Source organism: Chloroflexota bacterium (assembly GCA_016875875.1).
Taxonomy (GTDB): Bacteria; Chloroflexota; Dehalococcoidia; order GIF9; family UBA5629; genus 9FT-COMBO-48-23.
In genome coordinates, this window is record VGOP01000005.1 from 125,173 (window position 1) to 142,753 (window position 17,581).

The window sequence follows — 17,581 nt, forward strand, 5'->3', positions numbered from 1 at the left end:
TGAAGCAATTTGGCCACTTAAGGCTATTTTAATGTGTAGGCTTTTTCGTAGTAGGAACATATGTTGGAAATAGCTTTTACTGCTCTCTGGAGAGAGGGCGATACGGCAATGCCGGCTTGAAGGAAGCGGTCTTGCACTCGCCTTCTTTCTGTCTCTATGTCTATCTTGTCAACATCGGTTGCTAGTTCTCCGAGAATAACCAAGAGCGGCTTTTTGCCCTTTTTTCTTATGTCTAGCAGCACCTCGACGCGTTTCTCAGAATCTGCTCCAGGTATTCCTGCAAGTTGTTGGGTTCCGTATAAGAAAATACGGTCAATGATTATGGTATCTATTCCATCCCAGAAAAGTAGGATTTCCAGGACTTTATGCAATACCGAAGAGGGGATTGTGGGAGCTCCTACATCAACTGGGTTTCTGATGCTTGTCCCGGCTGGAGGAAGGAGGGCCCTTAGCTGTTGCTGGATGTCGGGTGGTGATGTGGGAATTTGGAGCCCGAATTGTTCACAGATATCGCTGGCAGCTACTCCTACTGAGCCTCCTCCACCGACTACTGCAACCTTTCGCCCGACGCTTTCTGAGAAGTGTGGGAATAGCGCTGTGGTGTCAAGGAATTCTTCAAAGTTGTCTATTAGTACCGCCCCGGTTTGTTTGGAGAACGCTTGCCATATAGCTTTTTCTCCACTCATAGAGCCGGTATGGCTATTAACTGCTTTTTTACCGGTTTCTGTGAGCCCACCCTTCCATATAATAAGAGGCTTTTTACCAAGGAGGCTCTTGGCAAGTTCGAAGAAGCGCCTTCCCTCCTTTACCCCTTCGATATAAGCTGCGACGATTCTGGTCTCAGGGTCATGAGCCAAGTACTCTAAGAGATCGCTCTCGTTGAGGTCGCAGGCGTTTCCGTAGCTTATAGCCTTACTGAACCTTAGCCCGTATCCACTGGCTGCCCAGATGAAGTGGGTGGCTATTCCGCCACTTTGTGAAATGAGCGCAATGTTACCGCTTTCTTTTGGATATTTAGGTCCGGGCAGGAGTGTAAGTCCTCCCAGGGGACAGTAGACGCCAAAGCAGTTGGGACCTATTATGCGGAGCTTCCCTTTAGCTAGCGCTATTATTTTTTGCTCGAGCTTTTGCCCCTCTGTGCCAGTTTCACTGAAGCCGGCGGTAAAAATTTCCACCGCCCGAATTCCTCTAGCCACACAGTCTTCTATAATCTGTGGGACATAGCTTGCCGGTGTGCTGATATAAGCGAAATCAACAGGATCTGGGATGTCCCTAACGCTGGGATATACTTTTAGGCCTAGTATTTCGTTACCATCGGGGTGGACCGGATATAGCTTACCCTTAAATCCGAACTCTATAAGCGCCATCAAGAACCGATTACCCTGTTTACCCTCTTCAGCCGAAACACCTACAACAGCCATGGAGTTAGGGTGAAATACAGCTTCGAATTCTTTGAATTTGTCCATTGGTTATTTGGGCTTGGTTGAAGATTTATGTTTTAAGCAAGGCATGAAACCAACAAATTTTACACCAATGTGAGCTTGATGCCAAACGGACTTTTGATTTGCAATGATGTTAAGCTAGAACATGATTTTTATCAGTGAGGTGTTTCCTACCCTGGGCGGTTGAAGACTCGCACAAAAAATTTTGAAATTATCAAGAAAATGGTTCCGACCCCTTGACAAAAAGCAAATTTGGTGTTATACTTCTTGGTTACTGCATTGGTATGCCTTAACGATTTCCTATTAGATCTTCCCCCAATTACAATCCATAGTTACGATCTATCTCTCGATTAAAGTACCACTTTTGAGACATTTGTCTTAATTTCTGATGGGAGAACTATGTCTATTTCATTAGTGCCGGAAAAACCAAGCATTGCTTTGGAAAAGAGAAAATCCTTCGCTAAATTGCCTGAGGTCTTGGAGATCCCCAATCTTATCAAGGTACAACTTGATTCCTTTGGTTGGTTTCAAGAAGAGGGGTTAAGGGAGCTTTTCCAGGAAGTTTCACCGATTCACGACTTCACCGGTACGCGGTTGGAGTTGCATTTTGTCGGCTATGAGTTTCGTCAACCTCCATACTCAGCAGACCAATGTCGCCAACGGGATGTGACATACGCTGCCCCGCTCTATGTTAGGGCCAAACTCATAGTCAAAGAGACCGGGGAGATTAAAGAGCAAGAGATATTTTTCGGTGACCTTCCTATTATGACGGAGAAAGGCACCTTTGTAATCAGTGGTGCGGAGAGGGTAGTGGTTAATCAGCTGCTTCGTTCCCCGGGTATTTATTTTGGCTTGCAGGAAGACTTGGCTAGTGGGCGTGAGCTGTGCACTGCCAAGTTGATTCCAGAGCATGGCACCTGGCTGGAGTTTGAAACTTCCAGCAGGGATGTTATTTTCGTTAAGGTGGATGGTAAGAGAAAGATCCCCGTGGCGATTTTGCTACGTGCTATCGGCTATGACAAAGATGGCGAACTGCTTGGGCTTTTCCAGGACGTGGAAACATCGTCGGAGCATACCTTCATACAGGCTACAATGGATAGGGAGCCCTTTGTCAAGACCAGGGAAGAAGCTTTGGTTGATATTTACAGGCGATTGCGCCCTGGCGAACCGCCTACTGTTGAGAATGCTCAAACACTCTTAAACAATCTTTTCTTTAATCCCAGACGCTATGACTTGGGAAGAGTTGGCCGATATAAGCTCAACAATAGATTAAGTCTTAACATTGATGAGTGTCACCGCTGTTTAACAAAGGAAGATTTTATAGAAATAGTGCGACGTATTATCAAAATTAACAATGGAAGTGAAGAACCGGACGATATTGATCACTTACGTAATCGACGCGTACGGACGGCAGGGCACCTTATACAAAACCAGTTCCGCATTGGCATGTTACGTTTAGAGCGGACGATTAAGGAACGCATGAGTATAGTCGGTCCGGAAGCTGCCACCCCAGCTACCCTGATTAATAACCGCCCAATAGTTGCTGCTATGAGAGAATTTTTCGGTGGTTCACAGCTCTCACAATTTATGGATCAGACTAACCCCTTGGCTGAACTGACTCATAAGCGTCGTCTCTCAGCAATGGGACCCGGGGGGCTTTCTCGTGAGCGCGCTGGGTTTGATGTTCGAGATGTGCATCACTCCCATTACGGGAAAATTTGCCCCATTGAGACGCCAGAAGGGCCGAATATTGGTCTCATTGGCTCCCTGGCAACTTATGCGTCAGTTAATGACTATGGCTTTATACAGACACCCTATCGCAAGGTCACCCAAGAGGTGCCTAATACCGTTGAAAATCTGATAGGCAGGACAGTTTTGGAGGACATCGCCGATTCGAGTGGAAATGTCATTGTTTCCAAAAGGAACTTGGTTACTAAAGAGATCGCTAAGAAGATAGCCTCTTTGTCCTCTCGCACTGTAAGGGTTGTTCCTTTCGTCTCTAAACAAGTTGAATATCTAACCGCCGACGAAGAAGAGCGCTATGCAATTGCTCAGGCTAATGCGCTTCTTGACCAAAGAAACGAGTTTGTTGAGGATAGAATTGGGGTCATAAGAGGTGGCAAATACCTTAAGGAACCTGCAGATGAGATAGATTTCATGGATGTATCACCGAAGCAGATTTTCAGTGTCACTACATCTCTCATACCTTTCCTTGAACATGATGATGCTAACAGGGCTCTGATGGGGTCAAACATGCAGCGTCAGGCTGTGCCTTTGCTTCGTCCTGAAGCTCCGTTAATAGCTACGGGAATGGAAAAGGAAGTGGCTAAGTATAGTGGACAGGTTATATTTGCCAAAAGTGGTGGTGAAATCGTTTCAGTTGACAGTACTCAAATCACGATTGCCGAAGAGAATGGGAATGAACATGTTTATCCATTAATGAAATTCATTCGAACTAATCAGGGAACATGTGTTAATCAGCGCCCTATAGTGTCTAAAGGTGATAAAGTCGAAAAGGGGCAAGTTATAGCTGATGGTTCAGCAACAGATCGTGGCGAGCTTGCCTTAGGGCAAAATATCATATGTGCCTTTATGAGCTGGCGGGGATATAATTTTGAGGATGCTATTATCATCAGTGATAGACTAGTCAAGAATGATAGGTTTACCTCCATCCATATCGAGAAATCTGAAATAGAAGCCCGCGAGACAAAGCTGGGCACAGAAGAGATTACTAGAGATATACCTAATGTAGGCGAGGAGAGTCTGCGCGATCTGGACGAGTCCGGCATCATCCGCATAGGTGCTGAAGTTGGGCCAGGTTCTATTTTGGTGGGTAAGATCAGTCCGAAAGGTGAGACCGAGTTAACTGCTGAGGAAAAGCTACTACGAGCTATCTTTGGTGAAAAGGCCCGCGAGGTTAAAGATAGCTCTCTCAGGGTGCCACATGGTGAATGGGGGAAGGTGATTGATGTAAAAGTTTTCTCTCGACATAATCATAGTGATTTACCGGCAGGTGTTCATTATCTAGTACGGGTGTGGGTTGCACAGAAGCGAAAAATCTCTGTCGGAGACAAAATGGCTGGCAGACACGGCAATAAAGGTGTTATCTCCTGTATCTTGCCCGAGGAGGATATGCCTTGCCTGCCTGATGGCAGGCCAGTGGATATAATTCTCAATCCTATTGGTGTCCCATCACGCATGAATATAGGGCAAATCTTGGAGACCCACTTAGGTTGGGCTGCTGAAACATTAGGTCTTAAAGTGTTAAATCCGATTTTTGACGGAGCTAATGATGTTGCTATTGAGGATGCTTTGGCTAGAGCATGGATAGTCCGGCAGGTAGGCACAATCAACCAGGCAAGTAGAGGAGATTTTAACTCTGTTAAACTTGACCAGGCTAAGGCTTGCCTTGCTGACAATGGATATAACGCTGAGAAAGTATTCGATGATGGTTATCCCGGAGAGGCGAAGAGAATTTGTCTCCGCTTATGGCTTGAGGCGCTAGGTGTTAAGGTCTATGGACTTAGTGATGAGCAAGTGGAGGAGGCTGTGGAAAAGGTTTATCTTGAACGGAAACAATCGCCGCCTATATTCGGCAAAGTCGATCTTGTTGATGGCCGAACCGGTGAACCATTCGATCAGCCGGTGACCGTAGGCAGCATTTACATGATGAAGCTTATTCACCTTGTTGAGGACAAAGTGCATGCTCGGTCTACTGGCCCTTATTCTCTAATCACACAGCAACCTCTTGGTGGAAAGGCTCAATTTGGCGGGCAACGATTTGGTGAGATGGAAGTATGGGCGTTGGAAGCCTACGGTGCCAGTCATACGCTTCAGGAATTGCTCACTGTTAAGTCAGACGATGTAGCTGGTCGAGCCAAAGCTTATGAGTCACTTGTTAAGGGTGAAGATATATTTCAACCTGGTGTTCCTGAATCCTTTAAGGTTCTTTTTATGGAATTGCGCAGTCTAGGTTTGGCTGTTGAGCTGCTTAATGAAGAGGAGGAGATGGTAAGTTTCCTTGAAGAGAGGAAGAAAGTTGGAACTACGCTTAAAGGTTTGGGCTAAAGGAGACAGATGACTGAAGTTAATGATTTTAATGCTATTCGTGTTTCGCTGGCCTCACCGGAGCAAATTAGAAGCTGGTCCTACGGAGAGGTGACCGAACCTGAGACAATCAATTATCGAACCCTGAAGCCAGAAAAGGACGGGCTTTTTTGCGAAAGAATCTTCGGGCCAACTAAGAATTATGAGTGTTATTGTGGGAAGTATAAGAAGATACGCTATCGTGGCGTTACCTGTGATAGATGTGGGGTTACGGTAGAGCATTCCAGGGTACGCCGAACGCATATGGGCCATATCGAATTAGCTGCTCCGGTGGCTCACATTTGGTTTGCTAAAGGAGTGCCTAGTCGATTGGCATTGCTTCTTGATATATCCCCTCGAAACTTGGAGCGGGTGCTTTACTTTGCGCAATATGTAATTACTTCGGTTGATGAATCGGCGCGCGATGAGCAGATTAGAAAACTCAAGGAAAGGCTATCTCAGCAGATTATGCAGAAGGAGCAGTTGTTGGCGGATCAAGTTGCTGAGATAGGGGCAAAATCTAAGTCGCCACGAGACCAGGAAGACCTGGAAAAAATAAATCAGTTACGGCGCGATTTTGCTGATAGAAAAGTCGAGCTTGAAGGTGAGTTACACGATAGAGTATCAGAGTTAGAGAACCTGAGACCGCTAAAACTTCTTACAGAAAGCCAACGTCAAGAGCTTAAGCAGGAATTTGGTGACTTTCTTGAAGTTGGCATGGGGGCGGAAGCCATATTGGACGTTCTTAAAGACATTGATCTTGAAAAACTACGTCATGATCTCATTGACGAGATCCGCTCGAGTTCGGGCCAGCGTCGCAAGAAGGCCAGCAAGCGATTGCGTGTGGTTGAAGCTTTCTGGCGCAGTGGAAATAAGCCTGAGTGGATGATATTGATTGTGCTCCCGGTATTACCTCCGGAGCTTCGTCCTATCGTCCAACTGGACGGAGGCAGATTTGCCACCAGCGACCTTAATGATCTTTATCGCCGTGTGATCAATCGCAATAATCGTCTCAGGCGACTGATCGATTTAGGCGCTCCAGAGATCATCATCCGCAATGAAAAACGCATGCTTCAAGAGGCTGTTGATGCACTTGTCGACAGCGGGCGAAAGGGACGAGCGCCGATGGTCAGTGGCATTCACAAGCTAAAATCACTGTCTGACATGCTTCGAGGCAAGCAGGGTCGTTTCCGCCAGAACCTTTTGGGCAAACGAGTAGACTATAGTGGTCGTTCGGTCATTGTTGTTGGTCCTGAATTGAAGCTCCATCAATGTGGTTTGCCCAGACATATGGCCTTGGAATTGTTCAAGCCCTTTGTTATGCGTCGTTTGATTGAGCAGGGCTATGCTCATAACATCAAGAGTGCTCGAAGACAAGTAGAAAAAGCTAGACCTGAGGTGTGGGACATTCTGGTAGAAGTGGTCAAGGAGCGGCCGGTATTGCTTAACCGGGCTCCAACATTGCATCGCTTAAGTGTACAAGCTTTTGAGCCTGTACTTATTGATGGTAGTGCTATACAGATTCATCCCTTGGTATGCGCCGCTTTTAATGCTGATTTTGATGGAGACCAAATGGCCGTTCATGTACCTCTCGCTCGGGCAGCAGTTAAAGAAGCTAGGGAGAAAATGCTTAGCGTCTATAATATGTTGTTGCCGAGTTGCGGTGAGCCGGTAATGACACCAACTTTGGATATGGTTTTAGGTTGTTATTATCTCACCAATATCAGACCTGGGGCCAAGGGCGAGGGGATGGTTTTTTGCGATTTTGAAGAAGCTAAGCTTGCCTATGCACTAGGCATTGTCAGCTTAGATGCCGAGATAGAAGTAAGAAACAAAGATGGAGACGGGCAGAGATTAAAGGCCAATGTTGGTCGGATTCTGTTCAACGAAGTCTTACCTCCTGAATTTCGATTTTATAATCAGGTGATGGACAAAGCTGCTTTGAAGCGCTTGGTGTTAGACTGCTATCGTTTATTGGGAAATGACCCCACAGTTACTATGCTTGACAATCTTAAACAGCTCGGATTTGAGTATGCTACTAAATCGGGTACCACAATTGCTGCGAAAGATATTGAGGTGCCTCGGAATAAAGCAAAGCTCCTTGAGGAGGGTGATGAGAGAATAGCTGTTATCGAAAGTCAGTTTAACCGAGGGCTGATAACTGAGGATGAGCGTTATAGCAGTGCGATTCAAGTGTGGACAGAGACTACGGATAAAATCACAGAAACCATCTCCCAGTCCTTAGATCGCTATGGTGGCATCTACATGATGGCAACCTCGGGAGCAAAAGGAAATATTTCGCAGATCAGGCAAATGGCTGGTATGCGAGGTTTAATGACTGACCCGTCAGGAAGGATAATTGATTTCCCTATCAAGTCAAGCTTTCGTGAAGGACTCTCGGTCATGGAGTATTTTATATCCACTCACGGTGCTCGTAAAGGATTGGCTGACACCGCTTTGAGGACTTCAGATGCTGGTTATCTCACTCGCCGCCTTATTGATGTTGCCCAAGAGTTGATCATATTCGAAAAAGATTGTGGTACCGAAGAGGGTAATTGGATATTTGAGAAAGCGGAGAAAGGATTATTGGCGCCTCTCAATGAGCGGCTGATTGGGCGTCTAGCTGCGGTTGATATTATTGACCCAAGTACTGGCGAGATTATCATCCGTGAAAATGAAGAAATTGATGAGGAAGAGGCAAAGCGCATTACCGAGGTTGGCATTGCCCGGGTATATGTGAGGTCACCTCTTAGTTGCCATTCCCGCCGTGGTATCTGTCAGCACTGTTATGGACGTGATCTTGCAAGGAGGGGGCTAGTGGAAACTGGCACAGCTGTAGGCATAATTGCTGCCCAGAGTATCGGGGAGCCGGGCACCCAACTTACACTGCGCACCTTCCATACAGGGGGTGTGGTTGGAGCTGATATTACTAGTGGTTTGCCAAGAGTAGAGGAACTGTTTGAAGCCAGGGTGCCAAAAGGACTGGCTGTTCTCTCTGAAATCGATGGCGTTGCAGATGTAATTGAGACCCAAGATGTGCGGAAAATAATAATTACCAGTTCTGAATCATATCTAGATGAATATACATTACCGCCAGGAGTGGAGGTGGTTGTGAGCAATGGGCAGTGGGTTGAGGCCGGAACAAATCTTGCTGCTTTAGCACCCCCCTCTGAGAAAAAGGCTAAAAAAAGCAAGCAGCCAGCAGTTATAGAAGAACATCCGGTGGTGGCTAGGGTTGCCGGTAACGTAGTTATTGAGGATGGGCACCTCTACATCAAATATGAAGAGGTTGAAGAGCGAGAGTATATAATTCCATCTGGGAGCCATATTCGCGTTAAATCGGGCGATAGGGTGAAAGCTGGAGACCAGTTAATTGATGGTGCTGTTGATCCTCAGGATATTCTACGCATTATGGGCAGGGAGGCAGTGCAGCAGTACTTACTTGAAGAGGTGCAAAAGGTCTACCGCTCGCAAGGTGTGAACATTAATGATAAGCATGTTGAAATTATTGTACGCCAGATGCTCAGGCGAGTCCGTGTCGAATCCCCGGGTGATACCGAGCTTCTGTCTGGAGACCTAGTCGACCGCTTCGAGTATGAGGGTATAAATGCTAAGGTTTTGGCTGAGGGGGGTGAACCAGCTACCGCTCAGACTGTTCTCCTCGGGATTACACGAGCTTCGTTAAATACAAGTAGTTGGTTAGCTGCTGCTTCTTTCCAAGAGACTACGAGAGTACTTACCGAAGCAGCAATTTGGGGTAGAACAGATAGACTCCTCGGGCTCAAGGAAAACGTAATTATCGGTAAGCTCATTCCGTCTCAAGCTTCAGCCATAGTCGGGGAGGATGAGGAAGTAGTTACAGAACAAATAGATACTTCAGCAGTGCCGGAGGACAGGCTGTTACCTGAGTTAGAGGCTAGGGATAGTGAGGCTAAGGATAGTGAGGCTGGGGATAAATTAGATTAGGTTGGAATTTGTGGCTTGAAAAATCCTCGCCATCAAGCGAGGATTTTTTATTGAGCATCCTGCTTCTGTTAGCTTTGGTTCGTTGACACCCTGATATGATATAATTTTACTTAGTTAGCTTCCTGAGCAATGAGAGATAAGGAACTAAAGACACGGATAGTGTCAGGTAAGCCCAGTGTTGACGATGTTTCCTTAGATACTAACCTTCGCCCCAGGCGTCTTCGTGATTTTATAGGGCAGGAGAAGGTTAAGGGTAATCTCGAGATAGCTATTGCTGCTGCTCATAAACGCGGAGAACCGTTGGACCATGTTCTTCTTTACGGGCCTCCCGGCTTGGGAAAAACTACATTAGCCTACATTATCGCTGCTGAAATGGGCGTCAATATCAGGGTTAGTTCGGGGCCAGCTATAGAGCGTCCCGGAGATTTGGCAGCTATCCTGACTAATCTCCAAAAAAACGATGGTTTTTTTATTGACGAGATTCACCGACTCAGCCGTCCGGTAGAAGAAATACTTTATCCGGCAATGGAAGATTTTGCCATAGATATAATTATTGGTAAGGGACCTGGTGCCAGGAGTTTACGCTTAAGTTTACCTCGTTTTACTTTGGTTGGTGCTACTACCCGTTTTGCCCTGATGAGCCCGCCTCTGAGGGACAGGTTCGGTGCTGTTTACCGCCTTGATTTCTATGATGAACCGGCTATAAAGGCGATCTTAAAGCGTTCGGCAAGCATTCTCAATATAGATATAGATGAAGTCGGCATTACTGAGATTGCCTGTCGAGCCCGAGGAACACCGCGGGTAGCTAACAGACTGCTTAAGCGAGTACGTGACTATGCCCAGGTAATGGCAGATGGGGTAATTACCGAATCTGTTGCCGTTGAAGCGCTTTCTAAATTGGAGATAGACCGTATTGGTTTGGATGAGATAGACCACAAGGTCCTGCGTACTATAATCAAGAAATTCGACGGTGGGCCAGTCGGACTAGAAACAATCGCAGCTTCTATCAGTGAAGAAGCAGATACAATAATGGATGTTTATGAGCCTTATCTTCTTCAATTAGGATTCCTAGAGCGGACACCTCGGGGTAGAGTGGCTACCAGGCTTGCCTGCGAACACCTGGGAGTTGCTTATAAGAGGGGGCAGTCACCTCAGGCAAGCCTCTGGTAAGGGTTACTAGGTGTTTTTCCTTTCCTGTTGCTGGCCAGCAGCATAAAAGAGCCGTCGGACTTGAAGTACAATGAGCTTTAGAAGCGGATTTGCTAGCCTGCTCATTTTGACCGCTTTATTGCCATCATCGGCTTGCCAGCAGCCATCTGACATGGCTATGGTGATCAAAGTTATCGATGGCGATACTATTGTTATTGATGGTGGTTATCATGTGCGTTATATTGGCATCGACTCTCCCGAGAGCGATGAATTCTATTGCTTGGAAGCGAAACAGGTGAATGAAGACCTAGTAGCAGGCAAAAAGGTTAGGCTGGAAAGAGATATTTCTGACAAAGATAGCTATGGAAGATTACTGCGCTACGTTTATGTTGGCGACAACTTTATCAATGCCGAGATGGTAAGGCAAGGTTGTGCCTGGGCTGTAGCCTATCCCCCGGATGTTAAATATCAGGTCTATTTGGAAGCCATGGAAAAAGAAGCCAGACAAACAAAACGGGGATTCTGGAGATAGAGATAACCTTTTTTCTTTCCCTTGCTGGTTTTGTGGAATAGAGTTAACGAGTGGATTTATTGGACAGCTTTAGCGGTTTCTGGTTAGCCTCTCTTATTCTTCGGTCCAGGATTGCCGGACCAAGAAGAAGTAGTAAGGCCAGCAAAATGAGAAATAGCCAGCCGCCGAAGCTAATAGCACTCTTGCCTCCCAAAGCCATTATCACCAGGATCAGTATGTCTAGGGTTAATAGAGCTCCGACTTTGGCCCAGCGCTGTTTGATGCGGATGAAAGTGGCTACAGTCAGCGCCAATGCTGCGAAGCTCAAAGCAATTAGAGTGGCGGATTCATAAAGTTGTTCGTGCCACATGAGTTTATCTTCGAATTCTAGCGCTAGCATCCAACCTAAAACTGTAGGAATTGGAAGTAACATGAGTGATGCAAATAGCCAGTCTTTCTTTATGGTTTGCTTGGTTACGGAGAATATGATGAGCAGAGCTAAGGGAACGTAAGCAGTGGCTGCGAACCAAGCCCAGTTGCCAGGTAAATATATCAATAGGATGCCAACGGCTATCACTGGAATTAGGCAATAACCCAGCCAAGGGAATAGCCAGGCTGGCTTGCTGTGAAACCAGCCATAGATTACAGAGCCGACAACTGCAACTAAGATTCCAAGTAGCCAAAGGGTGTTTTTCCAGCAATGCAGAGCGAAGAGCGCGGCAACTAAAAGATGGGGCAGAGCGGCGAAAAAAGCTTGACGCCAACTACCCTGACTATATACTTCGTATATTTGCCGAGCGACAAGTTGGGGAGCACCCATGAGCCGAGTTGCGGTTGCAGTTGCCTCTTCCTCGGAGAGTCCAGATTCTATTAATTCGTGGCTTTTATCTTCAAGGTGTGCATGAAGCTCTCGTACCACATCGCTTTCGATTGTGGGCTCAAGCCTTAGGTAGTTTTTGAGGCTATCTGTATAGTTCAGCTTAGTTGGCATTGCTTGTTAACCAGTTACTGGTTGCATGATTAAAGCCACAGCCGTAGAAAAGTCTTGCCAGATAGCTAATCTTTCAGCCAGGGCTTCTTGCCCCTTTTGTGTTATGTAATAGTAGCGCCTTTCTTGGCTGCTTGACAGTTGCTGCCATTTGCCCTGAACAAGCCCGGCCTTTTCAAGGCGGTGGAGAGCTGGATAGAGAGTACCTTCCTTGAATTGAAAGTAGCCATTGCTTCTTTTTTGTAGTTCTTTTATGATTTGGTAGCCATACATTGGCTGATGGTTGATCAAACAGAGAAGCAAAGAGTCGGTGCTGCCTTTGAGCAATTCGCGTTCGTAATGCATATTTTTACACCTCGCTTAACACGTCAGGCTTAGTTTTAAGGATAGCATCAACAGGTGTTACCGTCAAGTCGGCAGCTTTATTTGACAAAAGCGATTTTTAGCTGTATATTATCTATAGTTTTTATCCTCTGGTGGTTAGAGCGAGGTGGAACCACCCGTTCCCATCCCGAACACGGAAGTGAAACGCCTCAGCGCAGACGATACTAGGGGGGCAACTCTTTGGGAAAATATGCCACTGCCAGGGGGTTTTTCTAAACCCCTTGAAAGAAAATTTTCTCTCTGCGGCACACGGTATCAAGATTATCCTGAAGCTTTGACACTTCAAGCCAAACGTCTTATAATTTTAATTGGCGGTGTAGGTTGAGCGAGCATAAAGAGGTATAAAGGACAAGGACACATATGGCCAGCAGGTTTGAGAAATTTTCAGAGAGAGCTCGTCGAGCCCTAACCCGTGCCCAAGAGGAAGCTCAACGTTTTGGGCATAATTACATTGATACTGAGCACATATTGCTAGGTTTGATAGCTGAAGAGGATAGTGTAGCCAGCAAAGTCCTAGCTAACTTGGGTATACTTCCGAATAAGATACGAGCTGCTGTGGAGTTTGTGGTGGGGCGGGGAGAGAGGTCAGCAATCGGCGAAGTCGGGCTTACTCCTAGAGCAAAAAGGGTGATTGAACTTGCGGTTGACGAAGCTCGTCGATTGAACCATAGCTATATAGGCACTGAGCATCTCCTGTTAGGTCTGTTGCGTGATCGTGAGGGTGCAGCGGTTGGTGTTTTGGAGAGCTTTGGTATTACCTTCGATAAAACTCAAGCTGAGATAAACAATGTTCTAAGCCAGAGCTCATCTCAGCCCCGTGCTGTTGCCCGGGGCACTGGTCGGACACCGGTCTTAGACCAGCTTGGTATTGACCTGACTAATGCAGCTCGGGCTGGGAAACTTGACCCTATTGTTAACCGTAACAAGGAGATTGAGCGAGTTATCCAAATACTCAGCCGTCGCACGAAGAACAACCCGGCGCTTATAGGTGAACCGGGTGTTGGCAAAACAGCGATTGTTGAAGGTCTGGCACATCGAATAGTGGCAGGCGAAGTCCCTGAGACGCTGCAAGGCAAACGGCTGGTGACTCTTGATATAGGTTCGTTGGTAGCTGGCACGAAATATCGTGGTGAATTTGAGGAAAGACTTAAGAAGGTCATTGACGAGATAAAAGGTGCCGGCAATTGTGTGGTTTTTGTTGATGAGTTACATACTATTGTCGGTGCCGGTGCCGCCGAGGGTGCTGTTGATGCCTCCAATATCTTGAAACCGTCGTTGTCACGGGGTGAGCTTCAGTGCATTGGTGCTACCACATTGGATGATTATCGCAAGTATATTGAGAAAGACGCTGCCTTGGAGCGTCGTTTTCAGCCGGTAATGGTGACTGAGCCGACTGTGGAGCAGACTCTGGACATACTGCGAGGCATTAAGGTGCGTTATGAAGAGCATCACAAGTTAACTATAAGTGATGAGGCTTTGCAGGCTGCAGCTTCTTTAGCCGCCAAGTATATACCTGACCGGTTCTTGCCTGATAAGGCTATTGATTTAATGGATGAGGCTTCATCTCGAGTGCGCATAATGCGAGGTGGGGTGCCTATCGGTTTGACTGAAGCCAGACGGGCCCTGGAGACTGTACGCAGGGACAAAGATACTGCCATTTCTTCTAAAGAGTATGAGTATGCTGCCGAGCTGCGTGACCGTGAAGTACAGTTGGTGGACAAAATCAATGGTCTGGAACAGAAGTGGCAGGCGGAGCAGCAACAGGAAAAGCAGGTCGTGACTGAGGAAGATATAGCTGAGGTAGTCAGTATGTGGACTGGAGTCCCCGTAGTACGTTTGACCACTGATGAAACCAGCCGACTGCTGCAGATGGAGGAGGCGTTGCACCGACGCATTATTGGCCAGGATGAGGCTATAAATGTTGTGTCTAAGGCGGTGAGGCGTGCCCGAGCCGGCTTAAAGGAGCCTCGTCATCCTATTGGCAGTTTTATTTTCCTGGGACCAACGGGTGTGGGCAAAACCGAGCTGGTAAGAGCTCTAGCCGAGTTCATGTTCGGCAGTGAAGATGCTATGGTCCGCCTCGATATGTCTGAGTTTATGGAGCGACACACCGTGGCTCGACTGGTTGGTGCTCCTCCCGGATATGTGGGCTATGACGAGGGGGGACAACTGACCGAGGCAGTGAGGCGAAAGCCCTATTGCGTGATACTGCTCGATGAGATTGAGAAGGCACATCCTGATGTTTTCAATATATTGCTTCAGATTTTTGATGATGGTCACCTGACCGATGCTAAAGGGCGCAGGGTTGATTTCCGTAACGGTATAGTGGTCATGACTAGCAATGTGGGTGCCAAACATATAAAAGGTGTTATGAGCATCGGCTTTGCCGCCCGGACCGATGAAGAAAAGAATCGCCACACTGAATACGAGAAGATGAAGGAAAAAGTTCTTGCCGAGTTAAAGACGACCTTTCTACCTGAGTTTCTAAATCGCATTGATGAAGTGGTCGTTTTCCATTCTCTCAGTAAAGAACAAATCCGTCAAATCGTCGATCTTATGCTTGGCCAGGTGGCTAAGTCGGTAGGCGAGAAGAATCTGAAACTGGAAATCACCGATGCTGCCCGTGATTTTCTGGGTGAAAAGGGCTACGACCCGACTTTTGGAGCACGGCCTCTGCGCCGTGTGATTCAGAATGAGGTTGAGGATAAGCTTTCTGAGGCCCTACTCCGTGGTGAGTTCAGCCCCGGCGATACTTTGAATGTAGACTATGACGGTGAAAAGATTGTGATTCGAGCCGCTGCTGGAGCCTTATCAGGGGAGGGGGTAGCAAAAGAACTGAATTGAACCGTGTAATTCCAGCTTCTCGATAGTCTGATTCTACTTAGGGCGGGACTAACCATAGATTATTGACCCCCGCCCTTTTTAATATTCAAATCTGTTGCTCGGCGGTTTTGGCATTGATTGAAGGGTTGATAATTTGAATAAGCCTAAATCCAAGACTGTCTTTGTCTGCCAGCAGTGTGGTAAGGAAAGTCCGAAGTGGTTAGGCCGTTGTCCTGGTTGCCAGGAGTGGAATAGCTTTGTAGAAACTGTTGTCACCGCCTCCAGCCAAGTAGCTACTTGGCTGTATTCAGAGGAAAGCGCCCCACGCGAGCTTTCCAAACTGAAAACTGAGGCATATCCCCGGCTGAATTTTCCTTTTACTGAGTTCAATCGTGTTCTGGGTGGTGGTCTGGTGTCTGGTTCCTTGGTGCTTGTCGGTGGTGACCCGGGTATTGGAAAGTCTACACTTTTGCTTCAAGCCTCATCGGCAGTGGCTGAGAGAGGAGACAGGGTGGTATATGTTTCCGGTGAGGAGTCACCACACCAGCTTAAGCTCAGGTCGGAACGCCTTGGAATAGGTGGTGACAGACTTTATATTCTTCCCGAGACTAATCTTGAGGCTATTTTGGGGCGCTTGCAAGAACTGTCGCCTAATTTGGTGGTTGTTGATTCTATCCAAACTGTCTATATAGAGGAACTAACCGGAGCGCCAGGTAGCGTTGGCCAAATACGGGAATGCACTTTAAGGCTTATGCGATGGGCAAAACGAGCCGGAATTCCAGCTCTTATCACCGGACATGTCACCAAAGACGGGGCTATTGCCGGCCCCAGAGTATTAGAGCACATTGTCGATGTGGTTCTTTATCTCGAAGGGGAGACATTTAGCAGCTATCGGATATTAAGGAGCACCAAGAATCGCTTTGGTTCCACAAATGAAGTCGGCGTTTTTGAGATGAGCGGTGGGGGTTTAATAGAGGTGGCTAACCCGTCCGAAGCTTTTTTGGCTTCACATCGCGATGGAGCAGTTGGTTCGGCTGTGGTGTCCACCTTTGAGGGAAGCCGCCCTCTGCTGGTGGAAATACAGGCTTTAACCAGTCTAGCTAGCTTCGGTCCTCCGCGACGCATTGCCAATGGGGTTGACTTTAATCGGTTGCTCTTAATAGCCGCTGTGCTTAGCCGGCGTGCTGGTGTTAACCTTTCCAATCAAGATATTATAACCAATGTTATCGGTGGTATGCGGATTGGTGAGCCGGCTGCCGACCTGGGCATTGCTCTGGCGATTGCGTCGAGTCACCGGGATGCTCGGGTTGCCCCGGGGCTTGTAGCTCTTGGTGAGGTGGGGTTGAGCGGTGAGATTAGAGCTGTGCCTCAGTTGGAAAGGCGAATTGCTGAAACGGCCAGATTGGGCTTTAAGCGTTGCCTCATCCCTGAAACCTCATCCAAGATTTCGTCCGCTGTGAAAGGCGTTGAGCTTTTGACAGCAAGCACTGTAGCTGAAGCCCTCCGGCTGGGTCTTGTCAGGACGCCGAAGAAGTGAGTGTATCCAGGTGAAGAGCCGCATGTCTCAAACGGGAGTTGTCATTGTTGGAGCCGGCAGCAGCCAGCGAATGGGGACGGACAAAGTCTTTATGCCTTTGGCTGGAAAACCTTTGCTAGCCTGGTCAGTAGATGTCTGCCAAAGTTGTGTGCTGGTCAGCCAGATAGTAATCGTTTTAAATGAGACTAAGTTGGATTTGGGGCAGAGATTAGTCGCTGAAAGAAGCTGGTCTAAAGTAGTGGAAGTTTGCCCAGGTGGTAGTCGGCGACAGGACTCTGTCAGGCAAGGGCTCAATGAACTTGATGGTTGTGACTGGGTGGTCATTCATGATGGAGCACGCCCTTTCTTGACGTTGGACTTGATTCGTGATGGTCTGGAGACAGCTCAGGCAACTGGGGCAGTGGTAGCGGCGGTTCCGGTTAAGGACACCGTTAAACTCGGTGGCAGCGACATGATGGTCAGGGGAACGCTCAATCGTCAGGAGTTATGGGCGGTGCAGACGCCGCAGGTTTTCCGCTTTGATATAATAACTAAAGCTCATGAGCAAGTAACAGGTGATGTTACCGACGATGCTAGCATGGTTGAGCAGCTGGGATACAAGGTGAAGCTTTATATGGGGTCTTATGACAATATAAAGATAACCACTCCTGAAGATTTGGCTTTGGCTGAGGTTATGGCGAGGAGAAAGTAGCCTG

Annotated in this window: 10 protein-coding genes and 1 rRNA gene; 8 read left to right on the forward strand and 3 right to left on the reverse strand. The window is 47.3% G+C overall.

The genetic code is table 11. From position 1 onward, the window contains the following. Window positions 1–23: 23 nt before the first annotated feature. Window positions 24–1,466, reverse strand: a complete 1,443-nt coding sequence (locus tag FJ023_05385) for a hypothetical protein (GenBank protein ID MBM4446770.1) — start codon at window positions 1,464–1,466, stop codon at window positions 24–26. 375 nt (window positions 1,467–1,841) lie between these two features. On the opposite strand from FJ023_05385, the gene FJ023_05390 reads away from it, so the two are divergent. The 4 genes from FJ023_05390 to FJ023_05405 all read left to right on the forward strand — a co-directional run bounded on the left by FJ023_05390 (window position 1,842) and on the right by FJ023_05405 (window position 11,175). After that, complete coding sequence (locus FJ023_05390) at window positions 1,842–5,510, forward strand: DNA-directed RNA polymerase subunit beta (protein MBM4446771.1); 3,669 nt, start codon at window positions 1,842–1,844, stop codon at window positions 5,508–5,510. A 9-nt stretch (window positions 5,511–5,519) separates the two neighbouring features. Then, entirely contained in the window at window positions 5,520–9,494 is a 3,975-nt protein-coding gene (gene rpoC / locus FJ023_05395; protein MBM4446772.1) for a DNA-directed RNA polymerase subunit beta', read from the forward strand. 129 nt (window positions 9,495–9,623) lie between these two features. Continuing rightward, window positions 9,624–10,664 carry a Holliday junction branch migration DNA helicase RuvB gene (ruvB, locus tag FJ023_05400; GenBank protein ID MBM4446773.1) on the forward strand — a complete coding sequence of 347 codons (1,041 nt, stop codon included), beginning with the start codon at window positions 9,624–9,626 and terminating at the stop codon, window positions 10,662–10,664. Window positions 10,665–10,734: 70 nt separating this feature from the next. Next, complete coding sequence (locus FJ023_05405; protein MBM4446774.1) at window positions 10,735–11,175, forward strand: hypothetical protein; 441 nt, start codon at window positions 10,735–10,737, stop codon at window positions 11,173–11,175. A 43-nt stretch (window positions 11,176–11,218) separates the two neighbouring features. On the opposite strand, the gene FJ023_05410 is transcribed toward FJ023_05405, so the two are convergent. Both FJ023_05410 and FJ023_05415 read right to left on the reverse strand, forming a co-directional pair. Then, window positions 11,219–12,145 carry a hypothetical protein gene (locus FJ023_05410; protein MBM4446775.1) on the reverse strand — a complete coding sequence of 309 codons (927 nt, stop codon included), beginning with the start codon at window positions 12,143–12,145 and terminating at the stop codon, window positions 11,219–11,221. 6 nt (window positions 12,146–12,151) lie between these two features. Then, window positions 12,152–12,487, reverse strand: a complete 336-nt coding sequence (locus FJ023_05415) for a helix-turn-helix transcriptional regulator (protein ID MBM4446776.1) — start codon at window positions 12,485–12,487, stop codon at window positions 12,152–12,154. Window positions 12,488–12,614: 127 nt separating this feature from the next. On the opposite strand from FJ023_05415, the gene rrf reads away from it, so the two are divergent. From rrf to ispD, 4 genes are all read left to right on the forward strand, one after another. Further along, a 5S ribosomal RNA gene (rrf, locus tag FJ023_05420) occupies window positions 12,615–12,731 on the forward strand. A gap of 155 nt (window positions 12,732–12,886) precedes the next feature. Further along, on the forward strand, window positions 12,887–15,370 hold the full coding sequence (locus FJ023_05425; protein MBM4446777.1) for an ATP-dependent Clp protease ATP-binding subunit: 2,484 nt from the start codon (window positions 12,887–12,889) through the stop codon (window positions 15,368–15,370). Between the two features lie 133 nt (window positions 15,371–15,503). Next, window positions 15,504–16,886 (forward strand): DNA repair protein RadA, encoded by a 1,383-nt coding sequence (gene radA, locus FJ023_05430; GenBank protein ID MBM4446778.1) that lies wholly within the window; start codon window positions 15,504–15,506, stop codon window positions 16,884–16,886. A gap of 22 nt (window positions 16,887–16,908) precedes the next feature. Continuing rightward, window positions 16,909–17,577, forward strand: coding sequence for a 2-C-methyl-D-erythritol 4-phosphate cytidylyltransferase (ispD, locus tag FJ023_05435; protein ID MBM4446779.1), 669 nt, complete (start codon window positions 16,909–16,911; stop codon window positions 17,575–17,577). The last annotated feature ends 4 nt before the right edge of the window (window positions 17,578–17,581 follow it).